The sequence below is a fragment of the Salidesulfovibrio onnuriiensis genome, from assembly GCF_008001235.1.
GTDB lineage: Bacteria > Desulfobacterota > Desulfovibrionia > Desulfovibrionales > Desulfovibrionaceae > Pseudodesulfovibrio > Pseudodesulfovibrio onnuriiensis.
In genome coordinates, this window is the sequence record NZ_CP040751.1 from 3,024,134 (window position 1) to 3,040,873 (window position 16,740).

The 16,740-nt window shown below is 60.1% G+C and carries 14 protein-coding genes; 2 read left to right on the forward strand and 12 right to left on the reverse strand.

Translation table 11 applies throughout. The annotated features are described in order from the left end of the window. Positions 1-8: 8 nt before the first annotated feature. The 7 genes from FGL65_RS13775 to rfbC all read right to left on the reverse strand — a co-directional run bounded on the left by FGL65_RS13775 (position 9) and on the right by rfbC (position 7,897). Entirely contained in the window at positions 9-752 is a 744-nt protein-coding gene (locus FGL65_RS13775; protein WP_187170393.1) for a leucine-rich repeat domain-containing protein, read from the reverse strand. A gap of 132 nt (positions 753-884) precedes the next feature. Beyond that, positions 885-2,117 carry a menaquinone reductase integral membrane subunit QrcD gene (gene qrcD / locus FGL65_RS13780; protein ID WP_147821861.1) on the reverse strand — a complete coding sequence of 411 codons (1,233 nt, stop codon included), beginning with the start codon at positions 2,115-2,117 and terminating at the stop codon, positions 885-887. An 11-nt stretch (positions 2,118-2,128) separates the two neighbouring features. Then, entirely contained in the window at positions 2,129-2,935 is an 807-nt protein-coding gene (gene qrcC, locus FGL65_RS13785) for a menaquinone reductase iron-sulfur cluster-binding subunit QrcC (RefSeq protein ID WP_147821862.1), read from the reverse strand. A gap of 11 nt (positions 2,936-2,946) precedes the next feature. Beyond that, a complete protein-coding gene (gene qrcB / locus FGL65_RS13790; protein WP_147821863.1) occupies positions 2,947-4,929 on the reverse strand; it encodes a menaquinone reductase molybdopterin-binding-like subunit QrcB in 1,983 nt (660 codons plus the stop codon). 14 nt (positions 4,930-4,943) lie between these two features. After that, positions 4,944-5,690 (reverse strand): cytochrome c3 family protein, encoded by a 747-nt coding sequence (locus FGL65_RS13795; protein WP_250645495.1) that lies wholly within the window; start codon positions 5,688-5,690, stop codon positions 4,944-4,946. Positions 5,691-5,887: 197 nt separating this feature from the next. Continuing rightward, a complete protein-coding gene (locus tag FGL65_RS13800) occupies positions 5,888-7,321 on the reverse strand; it encodes a mannose-1-phosphate guanylyltransferase/mannose-6-phosphate isomerase (protein WP_250645496.1) in 1,434 nt (477 codons plus the stop codon). Between the two features lie 3 nt (positions 7,322-7,324). Then, positions 7,325-7,897 (reverse strand): dTDP-4-dehydrorhamnose 3,5-epimerase, encoded by a 573-nt coding sequence (rfbC, locus tag FGL65_RS13805; protein ID WP_147821865.1) that lies wholly within the window; start codon positions 7,895-7,897, stop codon positions 7,325-7,327. 192 nt (positions 7,898-8,089) lie between these two features. On the opposite strand from rfbC, the gene FGL65_RS13810 reads away from it, so the two are divergent. Beyond that, positions 8,090-8,662 (forward strand): CvpA family protein, encoded by a 573-nt coding sequence (locus tag FGL65_RS13810; RefSeq protein WP_147821866.1) that lies wholly within the window; start codon positions 8,090-8,092, stop codon positions 8,660-8,662. A gap of 42 nt (positions 8,663-8,704) precedes the next feature. Next, positions 8,705-9,496: a nucleoside triphosphate pyrophosphohydrolase gene (mazG, locus tag FGL65_RS13815; protein WP_147821867.1), complete on the forward strand. Its 792-nt coding sequence runs from the start codon at positions 8,705-8,707 to the stop codon at positions 9,494-9,496. Between the two features lie 167 nt (positions 9,497-9,663). On the opposite strand, the gene FGL65_RS13820 is transcribed toward mazG, so the two are convergent. From FGL65_RS13820 to FGL65_RS13840, 5 genes are all read right to left on the reverse strand, one after another. After that, positions 9,664-9,960 (reverse strand): hypothetical protein, encoded by a 297-nt coding sequence (locus FGL65_RS13820; protein WP_147821868.1) that lies wholly within the window; start codon positions 9,958-9,960, stop codon positions 9,664-9,666. A gap of 328 nt (positions 9,961-10,288) precedes the next feature. Then, positions 10,289-12,586, reverse strand: a complete 2,298-nt coding sequence (locus FGL65_RS18540) for a [FeFe] hydrogenase, group A (protein WP_187170394.1) — start codon at positions 12,584-12,586, stop codon at positions 10,289-10,291. 9 nt (positions 12,587-12,595) lie between these two features. Then, positions 12,596-13,501, reverse strand: a complete 906-nt coding sequence (locus FGL65_RS13830; protein ID WP_147821869.1) for a CoB--CoM heterodisulfide reductase iron-sulfur subunit B family protein — start codon at positions 13,499-13,501, stop codon at positions 12,596-12,598. Positions 13,502-13,517: 16 nt separating this feature from the next. Further along, entirely contained in the window at positions 13,518-14,030 is a 513-nt protein-coding gene (locus FGL65_RS13835) for a 4Fe-4S dicluster domain-containing protein (RefSeq protein ID WP_147821870.1), read from the reverse strand. 9 nt (positions 14,031-14,039) lie between these two features. Beyond that, positions 14,040-16,049, reverse strand: a complete 2,010-nt coding sequence (locus tag FGL65_RS13840) for a CoB--CoM heterodisulfide reductase iron-sulfur subunit A family protein (RefSeq protein WP_147821871.1) — start codon at positions 16,047-16,049, stop codon at positions 14,040-14,042. Positions 16,050-16,740: the final 691 nt, after the last annotated feature.

Genomic DNA, 16,740 nt, shown 5'->3' on the forward strand with positions numbered 1-16,740 from the left:
TTCATTGGCTAATACACTATCTTTGCATTGGGCAGGGCCGCCTTGAGCCTCTGGTGCCCGGCAGGCGTGATCTGGGTGAACTGGATGTCGAGCCGGGACGGCTGAAAGGAGATGAGCGTGTCCACACAGGCATCGGTGATGGCCGTCTGGGAAAGGAACAGCTTGTTGATGCCGTGGCCCTTGAGATATTCGATGGCCTGGTCCGTGATATGCGTGCCCGTCAGATTGAGCACGTCAAAAGAACGCCCCGCGATCTTCTGCACGCCAACATCCGTAATGTTGCATCCGCTGGCCACCAGATTGTCCATGCGCGGCAGCTTGGCGACGTATCCCAAGCCAACATCCGTGACGCCGCAGACGGGCATGTTGACTACCCGGAGATTCGAAAGCCCCTCCAGGTACTTGATGCCCGTATCATTGATCTGCCTCGGGATCTGGATGATCTCCAGACCGGAGAGCACCCGGACGTGCTTCATGTTGGCGTTGGTGATGAGGGGCGTGGTCTCCAGGGAGTACTTCTGGAGCACCAGTCGCTTGAGGGTCTTCATCTGCTCGAAGCTCAGGTCGTAGCCGATGCTCTTGAGCCAGCGCTGGGCGGCCAGCATGGGATCCTTGGCCGCCTGTTGCATGCCCGGCTTGACCGGCGCCTGCTTCTGCACCATGGGCCTGGTCATGGGCACCTTCATGTCCGCCAGACCTGCGCCCGGGCACAGCAACAGCAACGCCACCGCCAGAACAGCCATTCTCATCATGTCCTTCCCCCCTGTTTGAGGATTATTCCCGATTTCCTCCCCCATAGCACATGACAACGCTTCCTGTGAATCGGGCAACAAAAAAGGGCCCCGCCAGAAGCGGAGCCCTTGAACTTCAGGAGTGTGCCCGACTTACTTGTAGTTGAGCTTGTGTTCCTGCGGGAAGACCGGCAGGTAACGGTAGGACAGGCTCAACACCAGGAAGCCGTAGGCCACGATCATGATCGAAGAGGCCCATTCCACCCAGTTCGGGTAGTAGACGAACCACTTGTCAAAGGGCATGGCCGGGAAGGCGATGCTCTGGACCGTGAACACGTAACGGTTGATGGTCACGCCGATGCAGTCCAGCAGCGCTGCGGTGTACAGCAGGCCCGGACGATTGCGGATGGCCGGGACGATGAGCATGATGGCCGGAAGCACGCCGCAAAGCACGATCTCGGTGAACATCATCCACTTGCCGTAGGCCAGGCCGTAGAACATGTCGTCGAAGGTCAGGCCCACGGACGGCAGGTAGCCGGTGGCCCAGGCCCACGTATCCAGGATCTTCAGGAAGATGTAGATGGTGAGCATGGTGCCCGCGATCTTGCCCATGAGAGCCTTGACCTTGAATTCCACGAGCTTCTTGCCGGTGAGCTTTTCCATGAAGGTGCAGATCAGCACGGTGAAGACCGGGCCGGAACCCACGGCGGAAAGCACGAACAGGAAGAAGGTCCAGGGCCAGATGAAGAAGCCTTCACGGAAGGCGTACGGACGGCCGATGAGCACGCCGTACATGCCGCCCAGGGAGCCCTGGTGGAAGGTGGACAGGAAGGTGCCCAGCCCTGCGAACAGGGCCATGTTCACGTGCATGTTGTGCGCGAGAGCGTGGATGAAGGGAATCTTGTTCAGCTGCTTCTGCTCCAGGATCAGCGGGACATACTCGATGACCAGTACGGTGCAGTAGCAGGTGATGCAGAAGATAACTTCCGTGAGCATGGAGTGGACGTTCGGATGCCAGTAGCCGAACCATGCGCGACCCGGCTGGCCGATGTCCAGCGTCAGCACGAGCATGGCGCCGGAGTAGCATATGAAGCCCACGATAACCGTCAGGTTGATGATCTTCTCAAGCTGCTTGATCTTGAGAATGTACTTCAGGAAGCCGGTGAAGAACGCACCGGCGCCCAGGGCGATGACCGCAAGGTCAAAGGTGATCCACAGGCCGAACCCGAAGTAGTTGTCCAGGCCGGTGGTGCCGATGCCGTTGTACAGGACCAAGACTGCCGCATACAGGCCCCACATGAAGAAGGCCAGGATCACGGCGGTCCAGATCATGAATTGACCGAAAGAGCAGCGCTGCACGCCTTCGGGGAAGAGTTTGCTATCCATTGTCGCTCCTCCTAGTGCTTGTCGCCAGCATTGTAGTTGTCACCCTGCTTGCGGACCCACTCACGTTTGGAAACGTAGTAGACCTGCGGTCCGAGACCGAGCTTTTCAAGCAGGCGGAAGGCGTTGGGGCCGTGAGCCAGCTTGTGCGCTTCGTGCTCGGGATTGTTCAGGTCGCCGAAGGTGATCGCGCCGGTGGGACAGACCTCGGTACATGCGGTAACGTAGGCGCCGTCGGGCAGGTTGTTCGGGTCCTCGCCGTTCTGGCGGGCCAGATCCTTGGCTTCCTGGTAGCGGGTGTGGCAGAAGTTGCATTTCTCGACAACGCCGCGGGGCCTCGGGGAGACCGCCGGGCTGAGCTGCTTGTCCATGCCTTCCGGGTAAAGGGGATCCCACCAGTTGAAGTAACGGGCGTGGTACGGGCATGCGGCCATGCAGTACCGGCAGCCGATACAGCGCGGGTAGATCTGGCTGACGATGCCGCCCTCTTCGTTCTTGTCCGTTGCCACCACCGGGCAGACCGGCACGCAGGCGGGATTCTCACACTGCATGCAGGGCCTGGGCAGATAGGCAACCTCGTGGTCCGGGAAATTCTTCCCGTTGGACAGCTCATAGAGGTTCATCCAGGTCAGGGTCCGCAGCTTGTTGCTGGCGTCGTCCCTGTCCTTGGTCAGCGCCTGGACATGGTTATACGGGTCCTTGCCGGTCATCGGAGCAATGTTGTTCTCCACCTGGCAGGCGACCATGCAGGCGCCGCAGCCGGTGCACTTGTCAATGTCGATGACCATGCCCCATTTAATCTTGAATTCTTTTGTTTGCATGACGTAATCCCCTACATTTTGGCGACGTTCACGGTGGAACCGTTCCAGACGCTCGCGCCGGTGGCGGCTTCGGAGCGGACCGTGAGAATCTTGTACACGTTATCGCCCTTGCCCTTGGAGAATTCGTCGCCTGCGGTATGGCCGAAACCGAGCGGTGCGGCCACAACGCCCGGGAGGACGCCTTCGTTGAGCTTGACCAGGGCAACGGCTTCGCCATTGCCGCCGGAGAGCTTGACCTTGTCGCCTTCCGCGACGCCGAGCTTCTGGGCGGTCATACCGGACATCATGGCAACCATGGTGTTGCCCACGAGCTGGCTGTTGCCGATGACGCACGGAGCGTTGGGCGTGGTGGCCACGTTCTGGCTTCCGATGACGAGCTGGCTGTAGGGAGCCAGGGAAACGGAGCCGGTGCCGCGAACCGGGGTTGCGGAGCGCGCCAGGACCGATGCGCCGAGAGTCGCCGCGTCGGCGCTTCCGGCTTCGCCCTCGAACAGGCCGCCCACTTCCTCGTCATAATCTGCGCCCACGGCTTCTGCCTTGGCGGCGATCACTTCGCCGAAGGTTTCGAAACCGAGGTCGATATCCATCTTGGCCGCCAGGCCGAGAATGAAGTCGGCCGGGGCTGCGACATTCAGGAACTTCTTGGAGACCGGAACGCCTGCCGTGTACACGGGCTTGGCCACGCCGTAAGGGGACTGAAGGTCGTCGAAGCGCTCATAGGTGAACGCCGCGGGAAGCACCAGGTCGGCCTTGGCGGACGTCTCGTCCCAGACGGAACTGAAGCTGACCAGGAAGTCCGCCTTGAGTTCCTCGGGAAGCACGTAGACCGGGTTGGCCTCGTAGACCAGGGCCACTGAGGGGCTGGATCCCTTCTTGATCCAGGCCAGGAGATCCTTTTCCATGCGTTCGGCAACGGAAAGTGCGGAATCGATGGCCTTGGGGAATTCGGGAACGGCGACCATGCCGCCGCCCAGCAGCAGGTTCAGGGCAAAGGCCGCATTGGCCACCGCCACGGAAAGTCCCGCGGGAACGACCACCGGCCTGGAAGCCGCCATGAGCTCCTTGGCCAAGGCCGCAGTCACCGCGCCCTTGATGCCCAGGGCCGCTTCGACCTTGGCAGGGGCAAAACCGTCCTTGACCACGGAGCTGAAGCGGGCGAAATCCGCCACAGGGGCTGTTTTTCCAGCCTGCAGCACGTGGTAGGCAATGCCCATGAGGAAGGCGGCCATGCCTTCTTCCGGCACGGGCACCCACTTATTGGTGACGGACGCGGTGCGGGTCTGCATCGGACCGGCGAACACGTATTTTGCGGAGGAGGCGGAGAAAGCCTTCATGTTGGCGACGGTCGGTCCCCAGGATTCGAGAGCGTCCGCGCCGGCGAGCAGCACGTAGTCCGCGTTCTCGAAGTCGTACCCGGGCATTCCGGAACCGCCCATGACGCCGTTGTAGGCGCGGCTGGCGGCCTGCATGTCGCAGGGCATCTGGAAGTAATCCTCGCTGCCCAGCCCGGCCAGAAAGCCGGAAAACACTTCGTTGGCCGTACCGGTCTGGTCGCCGGAAATGACGGCAACCTTGCCGCCGGCCGCAGCCAGCTTGTCGGCCAGCAGGGATTGGGCTTCGTCCCAGGAGATGGCCTCGAACCCTTCGCCAGCCTTCTTCATGGGGCCCTTGACGCGGTTGGGGCTGTTCATCACCTGCACGCCATTGGCACAGATGGGACAGATGCCGCCCTTGCTGAGCGGGTTGTCGACGTTGCCTTCGGTACCGAAAGCGTTGCCGGCAACGGTGCGGACCTTCACGGCACAGCCGGAATCGCACAGTTTGGAAACGGCGGGCTTATCAAGCTGCTCGCCGTATTTCAGTTTCGGAATCCACGGCCAGTTCTGCGTCCAGATGGACACGTCGTCGGCGATCTTCCAGGGCACCGGAGTGAACAGGATGCCAACGGTGCCGCCTACAGACAACTGTATGAATGTTCTGCGATCAAAACCCATTGAGACACCCCTTTTTACTTATGACAAGTGTAGCAGGCGTTTACCTGGCCCATCTGGGCATGGCACTTTTCACACTGCCACATCTTCATGGTCATCTTGCTGTATGTGGTCAGGACATTGCGCTGGAAAGCGGGCGGAGTGTCGTTGGTTTCGATGCCCTTGAGGTGGCACAGACTACAGTTGTAGTCGCCGCCCTCTTCCAGGACCTTTTCATCAACAACACCGCTCAGGTCGACATGCTTTTCCTTAAGCATCTCAAAAGTCAGACCTTCATGCGCCTTGTGGGAAAAGAGAACGTTGTCCGGCTGGAACTGGTAGTTCAGCCAGGGAACTTCCTTGCCCTGAATGGCGAACTTGACCAGATAGTCCAGTTCCGCCTTCACACCGGCTTCCTCGCCGCTCTGCACCAGTCCGGTCAGCTCTTCCGGCATGTCGTCCACCGGCAGCTTCAGGATGTCCTCGAGCTTGCCGTCTTCGCCAACCACACCACGTATGGCTTCGACAACAACTTCGGGTTCGTCCACAGCGTGACATTCCGCACACTGCGCGTTGGTCGGGAAACCGGCGTAGGAACCGTCATCCCGGAAAAAGTGACAGCTGTCACAGTCCATTTCCTGCCCTTCCACGTGGACCTTGTGGCTGAACCTTACGGGCTGCTCCACATCTGTATAGAACAGAGGCGGAATGATCGCCCAACCAAGGATGCAGCTAAGCAGGAATCCGATGAAGAACGGGAGAACGCCTCCACACCTTCCGGACATTTTTCTTTCCTCCATAACCTCGCCCCATCACTCCTAAAGTTAATGAAATTAATCAAACCATAGAACTACGCATGCTTACGTCGTTTTTCTTTTCCATGTCAAGCACATATGAAAAATTTCACGAATGATTCAGACGCAAAAAAGCCTGTTATTCCGACGAACAACAGGCTCTTTCAAGTCCATTTCAAAGAAATGTGTCAGCCTTCGGTGCGGCCATAGACATCCTCGAATCGGACGATATCGTCCTCCTCCAGGTACGGGCCGCTCTGGATCTCGATGATCTCCAGGGGAACCTTGCCGGGATTTCCCAGCCGGTGCTGCGTGGCCTTGAGAATGTCGACGGACTGGTTTTCCACCAGGATCTGCTCCTTGCCGCCGACCTCCACTTCCGCGGTGCCCTGGATGACCACCCAATGCTCACTTCGGTGGTGGTGCATCTGGGAACTCAGACGGGCGCCGGGAACGACCTCGATGCGCTTGATCTTGTAGCCGGGCCCTTCCTCGAGGACGATGTAGCTGCCCCAGGGCCGGTTGACCAGCGGATGGCTTTCCACCAAAGCACTCCCCTGCGCCTTGAGCCTGTCCACGATCTCGCGGACGCGCTGCACGTGGGGCATGGGACAGGTCAGCGTGGCGTCCCGGGTCTGAACCATGATCATGTTCTGCAGCCCCACCACGGCCAGGGTGCTGCCCTGGGAAACGAGCAGGCAGTTGCGGCAGTCAAGGGCCATGACGTCGCCCTGAATCACGTTGCCGTCCCCGTCCTTGGCGCCGAGGCGGTACATGGCCTCCCAACTGCCCAGGTCCTCCCAGCCAAAACCGGCCTTGACCACGGCCATGTTTCCGATCTTTTCCGCAATGCCGTAGTCGATGGAGATGGCGGGAATTGCGCGGTACCCCTCGTCCAGGGGCCGTTCCTCCCGCGCGGCCCACCAGGCCCACAGGTCGGGTTGATGCTGGGAAACCGCCTTGAGAAACGTCTCGCACCCGCAAATAAAAATGCCGCTGTTCCAATAGTGGCTGCCGTCCTTGTGGTAGCGCTTGGCCAGCGTGAAATCGGGCTTTTCCACAAACCCCGTCCCCTCGAAGACCCCTGCGGCGATCTTCTTGCCCAAGGCGATGTACCCGTAGCCGGTCTCGGGCTTGGACGGCTCCACGCCGAAGGTGACCATGTACCCCTTGGCGGCCATTTCCCCGGCCTTGACCATGTTCCGTTCCCAGGCCCCGTTCTCGGCTATAAGGTGGTCAGAGGGAAATACGGCCACAAGACTCCCGGGGGACTGCGCCACGATCCGGTCCATGGCCAGCATGGTGGCAGGAAGCGTATTGCGGCCCAGGGGTTCCGCCAGAACATTCTCCAGCAGCGCCTCATTCACCTCCCGGACCTGCTTGCGCACCTCGAAGACATGCTCCTCGTTGGTGACAACCCAGATACGCTCGGGCGGGAAAAGGCCCAGGGTACGGCGTACGGTCTGCTGCAGCAGGGTTTCGCTCCCGTCCAGGGCCAGCAGCTGTTTGGGCAGCAGGTTTCGGGAAAGGGGCCACAGCCTGGTGCCGGAGCCTCCGGCCAGAATGATGGCGTGACAATCGGGTATCACCGGGAGCCTTTTCTCTTTTCCTGCATCAACCACGGCCTATTCTCCTAGATAGGTAAAGGGGGAATCGAAATTCGCCAACAGCCCCAGCCGGGTATCCTTTTCCGAAAGGATCGGCGTGCGCCCCTTCAGAAACGGTTTCCAGTCAAAGCCGATGCCCGGGTCGTCGAACCTGAGCCCGGAGTCATGCTCCGGCGAATACGGGGCGTCCACCTTGTAGAAAAATTCCGTATCGGGCGCGAGCGTCAGGTAGGCATGGGCAAATCCCCTGGGGATGAACATGCGCCTGAAATTCTCGGCGCTGAGCTCTATTGAGTATACCTGGCCGTAAGAGGGAGCGCCCTTGCGCAGGTCCACCACCACGTCCAGAACCGCGCCTCGCGTCACCCAGACCAGCTTGGCCTGGGAAAAGGGAGGAGCCTGAAAATGAAAACCGCGCAGCACTCCGACGTCCCGGGAATACGCATGGTTATCCTGCACAAAATCCGCGTCCACCCCCACTTCCCGGAAGGCGTCCCGGTTATAGCTTTCCAGAAAAAAACCCCGGTTGTCCCGAAACACCTTTGGTTCGAACACCAGCAACCCGGGAAACGAAGTTTCCGTAACTTCCATGAGACCTCCTGTTCAAGATGCGCCAAACCGGCGATCCGAAACACAATTATCCGAGTTTTCCTGCCGACACAAGCTTCCACGGGTCTCTGGCTCGAACAAGAAAATCAATGTTGCATTGTTCACATTTATCCATCAGTCTGCTAGGTGCTTTCGAGGACGTAACAACCGTCACAACCACCGAAAAGGACTATCATGAATCTGTTGGATATCATCCTCATCATTGTCGCCGCCCTCTTTCTGGTCCGCGGGTTCCTGCGCGGATTCGTCAAGGAGGTGTTCTCCCTGGCCTCCATAGGTCTGGCCTACTTCGTGGCGTCGCGCTACAATTACCTCCTGCAACCGCACCTGAAACTCTACATCGGCAACGAGACCACGGTCTGGGCCCTGAGCACGGTGCTCATCTTCGTCGGCATCCTGCTCATCTGCTGGATCATCGCCAAGCTCATCCGCGAATTCCTGGAACTGGCCCTGCTGGGCTGGCTCGACAGGACCGCCGGGGCGGTCTTCGGCGCGGCCGAGGGCGTGCTGATCGCCCTGTTGGCCCTGCTCCTGATGCAGAACTATTTTCCCAATGCAAGCTTCATGCAAGAATCAACCATCGTTCCGTATGCCCAGCCAGCGCTCAAGGCCCTGTCCGACTTTGAGCCCTCCTCCATAGGCAAAAAACTCGACGAGCTCGGGTTGCCGGACGGGGAGGCCGTCAAAAAAAAGGCGGACGAGGCCGCGGAAGCCATAGATGAAACCATCAACGGGGACCCGAGCTAGGTCCCCGTTTCACTTTGATATCCAGACGAGGTACACATATCCATGAATGAGATACACGCCACCCACGCCGAGGCGCTCTCCGAGCTTCTCGAGGTCATTGAAAAACTGCTGGGCCCGGAGGGCTGCCCCTGGGACCGGAAACAAACCCCCAAAAGCCTGTGCGACTACCTGGCCGAGGAAACCTTCGAGCTCATCGAAGGCGTCCGCGCCGAGGACATCCCCGAGGCCCGCGAAGAACTGGGCGACGTCCTGTTCATCCTGCTGTTCATGGCCACGCTCTACTCCAAAAGCGGCCATTTCAATCTTTCCGAAAGCATGCGCTACAGCGCGGCCAAGATGATCCGCCGCCACCCACACGTGTTCGGGGACAAGAAATTCGAAAACATCGAGCAGCTCTGGGACAACTGGGAACAGACCAAACGCCGGGAAAACGAGGGCACCGACAGGAAACGCGTGTTCGACTCCCTGCCCAAGGGGCTACCGCCGCTCCTGCGCGCCTACCGCATCAATTCCAAGGCCGCGCGCAACCACTTCACCTGGCAAAGCGACGAAGCCGTGGAAACGCAGCTTCGGTCCGAATGGGATGAATGGCGGGAAGCGCTGGCTTCGGGCGACGAGCAGGCCTCGGAGCAGGAATTCGGCGACTATCTGTTCACGCTCGTTGAACTGGGCCGCCGCAAGGGCATCAAGGCCAATGCGGCCCTGGATTTCGCCAACCAGAAATTCCTGGGCAGGTTCGCCAAGATGGAGGCCCTGGCCGAAGAACGCGGCCTGGTCTTTTCCGAACTGGACCTCGACCAGATGAACGCCCTCTGGGACGAGGTGAAGGAATAGAAATCAGAGCCCGAACGGAACCCTTGTAGAAGTTCAACCACGGTTTCACAACAAAAGGCCCGCCAGGACATTCCATCCTGGCGGGCCTTTTGTTTCCCGTGCCTGGCAGATTCCGCGTTTGAGACGACGGCATCGGGATAAATCCGACACCGCCGCTTCAGGGAATGCTAGTCGTGGCAGTGGTCGTGACCGTCGCCATTGCTGTGGGCATGGTCCTGATCGTGACTGTGGGCGCCATGGCCATGTTCATGTTCCCCTTCCGGGCCGTGCTCGTGCACGTGGCTGTGGGAATGGCTATGGGCGTGAAAATGTTCATGGGTATGGGTGGTGCCGTCCTCGTGGGTGTGCTCGTGCACATGGGCGTGGGAATGCTCGTGTTCATGCTCATGGACGCTCTTGCCGCCATGGGCGTGGGTGTGGACCACCCGGTCCTTTCCGAGATGACAACCGCAGGTCTTGCACATATGGGCCTCCTCCGTTGGAGTGTTGTACTACTTTACTATAATTGTAGTTCCGTTCCCTCCAATAACAAGCCCCGCAATAAAATAAATTTCGTATGCACAAAGCGATAACCGAGGGTACCATTCCCCTCTGAGACAGAGCGAAATGGAGATGACGCCCCCTCGCCGCCTTCGGCGAAAAGCGTTGCGAAACAAAGGCCAACAGCCCTAACAACGCAGGCTGATACAGGCTTGCGGGTAACACCGACGGACGGCGGTGAAAGCCCGGCCCGCTGCACAGGCACAAAAAAAGGGCCGGGAAACATTCCCGGCCCAGGCACTGGATAGTGGCTTATTCCTTAATGTCTGACGACCGGTCCACATACTCCGTATGCAGGAGATGGTGGGCCAGCGGACTGACAGGTGAGGACAGGAATTCGCCATATATTTTGGAGATCTCGGGGTTCTCGTGCGACTTGCGGAGCGGGAGGTTCTTGTCCTCGTCGTTCAGGCAATCCGTACGGGCCTTGATCGTCTCGATATTGGTGGCAATGGGCTGTCCGCCGCCGCCAATGCAGCCGCCCGGACAACACATGAACTCGATGAACTGGTAGTCCTTGAATTCGCCGCCGTTGCGGATGGATTCGCAGACCTCCCGGCAATTCTTCAACCCATGGGCCACCGCTACCTTCACGGGAATGCCGGCGACCTCGACGGTGGCGCTTTTGACCCCGTCGAGAGTGCCCAGGGGCTCGAACTCCAGTTTTTCCAGGGCCTGCCCGGTCACCAGCTCGTATGCGGTGCGCAGGGCGGCCTCCATGACGCCGCCGGTGCGCCCGAAGATGGTGGCGGCCCCGGTATACTTGCCGATGAGCGGATCGGCCTCGCTGTCCGGCATGGACGGCAGGTCCACGTTCAACGCCTTGAACAGCCGCGCGCACTCGCGGGTGGTCAGCACCACGTCCACGTCCTGGTAGCCGTCGCCGCCCCAATGATGGGAGGCGTCCTGCATTTCTTCACGGGCGCACTCGTATTTCTTGGCCGTGCACGGCATGATGGAGACGACCTTCATCTTGCCCGCGTCGATGTTCAGCTCCTTGGCCGCATAGGTCTTGGCCACCGCGCCGAACATCTGCTGCGGGGATTTGGCCGAGGAAACGTGGCCGTTCAGGTCCGGGTAGAAGGTCTCGCAGAACTTGACCCAGCCCGGGCTGCAGGAGGTGAACTGCGGCAGGGAGGGCTGGACGTGATCAAAGACCGCGTCCTCCACCTTCACCGGCAGGGCGTTGCGGTCCAGCACTCCGGCCTTTGCCAGCCGGAGCAGCAATTCCGAGCCCTCCTCCATGATGGTCAGGTCCGCCGTAAAGTTGGTGTCCCAGACCTTGTCGAATCCGGCCTGTTTCAGGGCCGAATACAGCTTGCCCACGGCCAGGGTGCCCGGCTCCATGCCGAACTCCTCGCCGATGGACGCGCGAATGGAGGGCGCAAACTGCACGACCACGGTCTGTTCGGGATCGCGAAGCATTTCCATGACCTCGCCGACCTGATCCTGCTCGGAGATCGCCCCGATGGGCTTGGAATAGGTGCACGAGGAGCAGCCGAACAGTTTCTTGAAGGCCAGAACCTCGTCGCTTTCCTTGGCCATGGGGCAGGCATGGATGCACTGGCCGCAGCGGACGCACTTGCCCGGATCGGCCATGACCACGCCCTTTTCCTCGTCCATGGCCAGCGCGCCGACCTGCTGCACCTCGTTGCAGGTGGTCACGCAGTTGCCGCAGCGGATGCACAGGGCGGGATCATGGACAATGGACGGTTCCGAGGCCCAGCCCTCCATGTCCCACTGCAGGCGCTCGTCCAGATCGACTAGGCCTGAGTTGGCGGCCTCGCAGGCCACGAATTCCTGGATCTGCTGGATCATGCGGCAGTTGCCCTTGCTTTCCAGCCAGTCCCGGCGTTCGGCCAAGGCGCTTTTGACCATATCCGACGCGACATTGACGGCCATGCCGTCGCGCAGGCGGGTCTTTTCGGCGATGGACGAGGGAACGAGCCGCCCGTCGACTTCCACGACATTGAAGGCCGGGCAGTCGGGGTTATGGATACATTCCAACCGGGCCGAGGCTTCGGGCTTCAGGTATGCGATGCCCTTGTCCGCCAGGAGTTTCCCCACGGTGACGGACGCATCGGCTTCGACCGGGGCCCCGTCCAGGGTGATCCTGACCCGGCCTTCGGGCGAGGGAGCGCCCTTCCCGTTGAGCGGATTGGGACCGACGCCCTTGAGCACGTCCGTGTATTCGTTCATGACGTCCGCGAATTTCTGGCCTTCCGCGCCGGAGATCCAGTCCCAGCGGAAACGCTCGGGCTCGAAGCCGAAGAGCGGCAGCAGGTCGCGGGTCATGCGCATGCGCCTGTCGGTCTTGTGGTTGCCGGTCTTGTAGTGGCAGTCGCCGAAATGGCAGCCGCCCACAAACACGCCGTCCGCGCCCCGGCCGAGCGCGTCAAAGACAAAGGACGGGTCCACGCGCCCGGAACAGGGCACCTTGATGAGCTTGATGGAGGGCGGGTACTTGCAGCGCAGGTTGCCCGCGAGGTCCGCGCCCGCATAGGTACACCACTGGCAGGCGAATCCGACGATATTCGGTGTGAATTCCATGCTGCCCTCCTAGTTGGCCTGGCGCGCAGGGTTCTGAATTTCAGCGATGACCGCGGCCCGGTCTGTGGTGCTCACGGCAGCCACCTGGGACGGGTCAAAGCCCATGGCAAGGGCCAGGAGCTGGGTGTAGTACAGCACAGGGATCTCGAAATCGATCTCGCCCTTGTCCCGGAGCATCTTCTGCGCCTGGTCGAACTGCAGGAAGCAGGACGAGCAGGTGGTCACCACGGCGTCCGGATCGGTTTCCTCCTTGATGGACAGGAGCTTGTCCTTGAATATCTTCAGGGACTTTTCCACGTCCGTGGAGCGCATGCCGCCCATGCCGCAGCATGCTTCTGCGCGGCTGTAATGCGGGGCCGAGGCTCCGGTGGCCTCCACCAGCTCGTTGAGCATGGTGGGGAAGAACGGGTTCTCCTCGCTGACCTTGTAGACGTCCGAGGGCCAGAGCTGGTGGCAGCCGGCCTGAGTGGCGAAACGCATGCCTTCCAGGTTAAACTTGACGCTCTCACGGATCCTGTCCGTGCCGATGGTGCGGTGCAGCACATGGGTCACGTGGTAGATGTCCGAAGTGCCCTTGTATTCGCGGCCGACCTTTTCCAGCAGCTTGTTGGCCCCGGCCCGCCGTTCCTTGTCCTCAAGGAAGTGCTTGGCCTCGGAAAGCACGCCGAAGCAGGAGTTGCAGCCGGTCATGAGGTCCATGCCCTTTTCCTCGGCCAATGCTATGTTGCGGCCGGATATGGCGCACCAGGAGGTCAGGTCGAAGGACGGCGCAGTGCCCCACGCGGGGCAGCAGGTGGCGCCTTCGATGTCCACGGGCTCCACTCCCAGAACCGGGAAGACCTGCCGGAACGATTGTTCTATGTCAGGTGCTTTGAACGGGATGTTGCATCCCAGAAACAGTCCGAATTTTTCCATTTTTGCCCTCTCTCCTTTAGAAGAAGCCCAGTTCGCCCATGGGGCTGTTTTCCAGAAGCGTCTGGATTTCCTTGAGACCCTGTGCATCGGAAACCGTGGTAGGCGGCGCTTCGGGCAATCCGACCTGCTTGCGCAGCTCTTTGGACGACTCGGTGTACACGGCATGGCCGGTCTCGTAGAAGTTCATCTGGCTGGTGGTGGTGGAAGTGGAGATGGCCATCTCGTTGGCCTGGTAACGCCGGAAGGCGAAAACCACTTCCTGTGGCCGCACGCCTTGCGGACATACTTCCGTACACCGGTTGCAGGCCTGGCAGCCCCAGCTGGAAGGTTCCTCGATGATCTCCTCGAGCTGCCCCGTGGTGAGCTTCTTGATGAGCAGGCGGCAGAGCACCGGGAACCCGGCCTTGACGCCCGGGCACACGGCCGAGCACGCGCCGCACTGCACACAGTTCAGGATACCCTTGCCGCCGAGTTCCATGATGGTCCGGACGGCCTCGTCGATGTTCTCTTTCTTCAATTTGAGCGACATGGCATCCTCCTAGCTGGTCAGGGCCGCGATCTGGGCCATGATCTGGTCTTCTTCGTAGCCGTGCAGCCTGATGGCCGACGACGGGCAGGCAGTGGTGCAGACACCGCATCCCTTGCACTGGGTGATGTCGATTTCCGCACGGGGGCGTTCGCCCCACTCCTTCAGGGAGATGGCGTTATACGGGCACAGGGGCACGCAGATGCCGCAGCCGGAACATTTCTCGGGCTGCACTTCCGAAAGGATGGGCTCGATCTTGACCCGGCCCTGCGCCAGCGGAACCGCGGCGGCCGCGGCAGCGCCCTTGGCCTGGGAGACCGTGTCGGGAATGTCCTTGGGCCCCTGGCAGCAACCGGCGAGGTAGAGGCCTCGGGTGCTGGTTTCCACGGGGCCGAGCTTGGGATGCAGTTCGCGGAAGAAACCGGAACCACAGAACTGCAGGCCCAGGGTCTGGCCCAGGGTGGTGGCGGACTTGGGCAGTTCGATGGCGGTGGCCAGCACCACGAGATCGGATTCGATCTCCACGGGTTCCTGCTGGTCCATATCGAAGCCCAGGACGCGCACGCGGTCGTCCGGCAGGATTTCCATGCCCCCGACCTTGCCGCGCAGGATATTGATGCCCATCTTGCGCGCGCCGGTGTAGTACTCGTCGTAGTCCTTGCCGGCGGTGCGGACATCAATAAAGTGCATGTAGATATTGATGTCCGGGTATTTTTCCTTGATCAAACGCGCCTGCTTGATCATGTACATGCAGCAGACCCGCGAACAGTGGGTATGGTGTTTTTCATCCCGCGAACCCACGCAGGAGACGAAGTTGATGGTCTTGGGCTTCTTGTTGTCCGAGGGCCGCAGCAGCTTGCCGCCGGTGGGACCGGTGGCCGAGATGATGCGTTCCAGCTGAAGCGCGGTGACCACGTTGGGCGATTCCGGAGCCATCTCCTTGAAGGATTCCTTTTCCATGACCTTGTAGCCGGTGGCCACCACGATGGAGCCCACGTTGACTTCTTCAATGCTTCCGGCGGGGTCGTGGGCCAGGCTGCGGTTGATGGCATCCGCGGGGCAGGCCTTTTCGCACGGGGCGAGCATGGGTTGGCCGGTCTTCTTGCTGACCTTGGGCTCGCTTCCGATCTTGCGGCCCGCACAGTTGATGCAGGACTCCATGTCGATGACGGCCTTCTTGGGAACGGCCTGGGGGAACTGAATGTAGGCGGCGGGACGGTCGTTGAGTCCCTGGTTGAACTCGTCGCCGGCCTTTGCGGGGCACGCTTCCGCGCATGCTCCGCAGCCGGTACATTTGTTCCAGTCCACGTAGGACTGCTTGCGGTTGACCTTGACCGTGAAGTTGCCGATGTAGCCGTCCAGGCCCACCACTTCCGAATAGGTCATGACTTCGATATTCGGATGCGCTGCCGCGTCAACCATGACAGGGGTCAGGATACAGGCGGAACAGTCGTTGGTGGGAAAGGTCTTGTCCAGCATGGCCATGATGCCGCCGATGCTGGGCTCTTTTTCCACCAGGTAGGTCTTGTGGCCCATGTTGGCCAGCTCCAGGGCCGCGAAAATGCCGCCCACGCCGCCGCCGACGACCATGGCGGCATCGGTGACGTTCACGAATTTGTCTTCCAACGGTTGCAGGAATTTGGCCTTGCCGACGGCGCTGGCAACGACCAGCTTGGCCTTTTCCGTGGCCCCTTCCGGGTCGTGCGGATGAACCCAGCTGGCCTGATCGCGAATGTTGGCCATTTCAAAGAGATACTTGTTCAGCCCGCCGGCTTCGCACGCGGCCCGGAAAATGGGCTCGTGGGTCCGGGGGGTGCAGGCGGCGACCACCACGCGGTCCACCAATCCGTCACGGATGTCCTGCTTGATCTGCTCCTGGCCCGAGTCCGAGCACATGAACAGGTCCTTTCTGGCGATGACAACGTCCGGCAGCGTTTCCGCAAACGCGCGCACGGCTTCCACGTCTATCACTCCGGCAATGTTCGAGCCGCAGTGACAGACGTACACGCCCACTTTAGCCATGTTACCCTCCTTGTTTTGGGAAACACAAAACTATGGTCCGCCCCAGGCACACCACCAGGAGCGCTCGTTGCCCCGATTTCCCAATCAAAGCCTCCCTCATCTCAGGAAATCGTCGCAATACTCGTGTAGCAAGTATTACAAATTAGTAATACGTAACACTAAGGGCGTGAGATAAGCAGATAGAATTGATCGTGTCAAGGAGGGCCAGGTCTCAAAAGACCTCCTTCAGAAGAGGGGAAAATAGAATAATTTATTGGAAATAAATGACTATTACCAAACAGAGTCGGAACGTAATATCGAATTCCAAATATTACTAAATTCAAAATAGTAGCACAATTCGAGCAAAAATCAAGGCACAATATTTAGCTGCACCGGTGGAGGACAAGCGGAGGGAAACATTCCAACCCGAACCCCATTCCTGCTCAGCCAAAGAGCCACTTCAACAGATAGTACGCCCCTATCCCGGCTCCGACCGAGCCGTACATGAGCATTCACGGGCTGCAATGCTTCCGGAACACCTTGGCCAGCAGAACGCCTGTGGCAATGCCTATGGCCGTGGCCGCTATGGCAAGGGGCAAATGGGTCATGGCTTCTCCTTTATCCCTACAAGATAAGTCATCCCACACGAAAGTCCATTTGCACGGGGCCGCTCAAGGTTGCACAAGGCCAGGCAGCAACCAACCTTCCCGAC

Coding starts and splice junctions, on each gene's coding strand:
- qrcC (WP_147821862.1), bottom strand. CDS start 2,935: ATGCAAACAAAAGAATTCAAGATTAAATGGGGCATGGTCATCGACATT.
- qrcD (WP_147821861.1), bottom strand. CDS start 2,117: ATGGATAGCAAACTCTTCCCCGAAGGCGTGCAGCGCTGCTCTTTCGGT.
- qrcB (WP_147821863.1), bottom strand. CDS start 4,929: ATGGGTTTTGATCGCAGAACATTCATACAGTTGTCTGTAGGCGGCACC.
- mazG (WP_147821867.1), top strand. CDS start 8,705: ATGAATGAGATACACGCCACCCACGCCGAGGCGCTCTCCGAGCTTCTC.
- FGL65_RS13820 (WP_147821868.1), bottom strand. CDS start 9,960: ATGTGCAAGACCTGCGGTTGTCATCTCGGAAAGGACCGGGTGGTCCAC.
- FGL65_RS13810 (WP_147821866.1), top strand. CDS start 8,090: ATGAATCTGTTGGATATCATCCTCATCATTGTCGCCGCCCTCTTTCTG.
- FGL65_RS13795 (WP_250645495.1), bottom strand. CDS start 5,690: ATGTCCGGAAGGTGTGGAGGCGTTCTCCCGTTCTTCATCGGATTCCTG.
- FGL65_RS18540 (WP_187170394.1), bottom strand. CDS start 12,586: ATGGAATTCACACCGAATATCGTCGGATTCGCCTGCCAGTGGTGTACC.
- FGL65_RS13840 (WP_147821871.1), bottom strand. CDS start 16,049: ATGGCTAAAGTGGGCGTGTACGTCTGTCACTGCGGCTCGAACATTGCC.
- FGL65_RS13775 (WP_187170393.1), bottom strand. CDS start 752: ATGATGAGAATGGCTGTTCTGGCGGTGGCGTTGCTGTTGCTGTGCCCG.
- rfbC (WP_147821865.1), bottom strand. CDS start 7,897: ATGGAAGTTACGGAAACTTCGTTTCCCGGGTTGCTGGTGTTCGAACCA.
- FGL65_RS13830 (WP_147821869.1), bottom strand. CDS start 13,501: ATGGAAAAATTCGGACTGTTTCTGGGATGCAACATCCCGTTCAAAGCA.
- FGL65_RS13835 (WP_147821870.1), bottom strand. CDS start 14,030: ATGTCGCTCAAATTGAAGAAAGAGAACATCGACGAGGCCGTCCGGACC.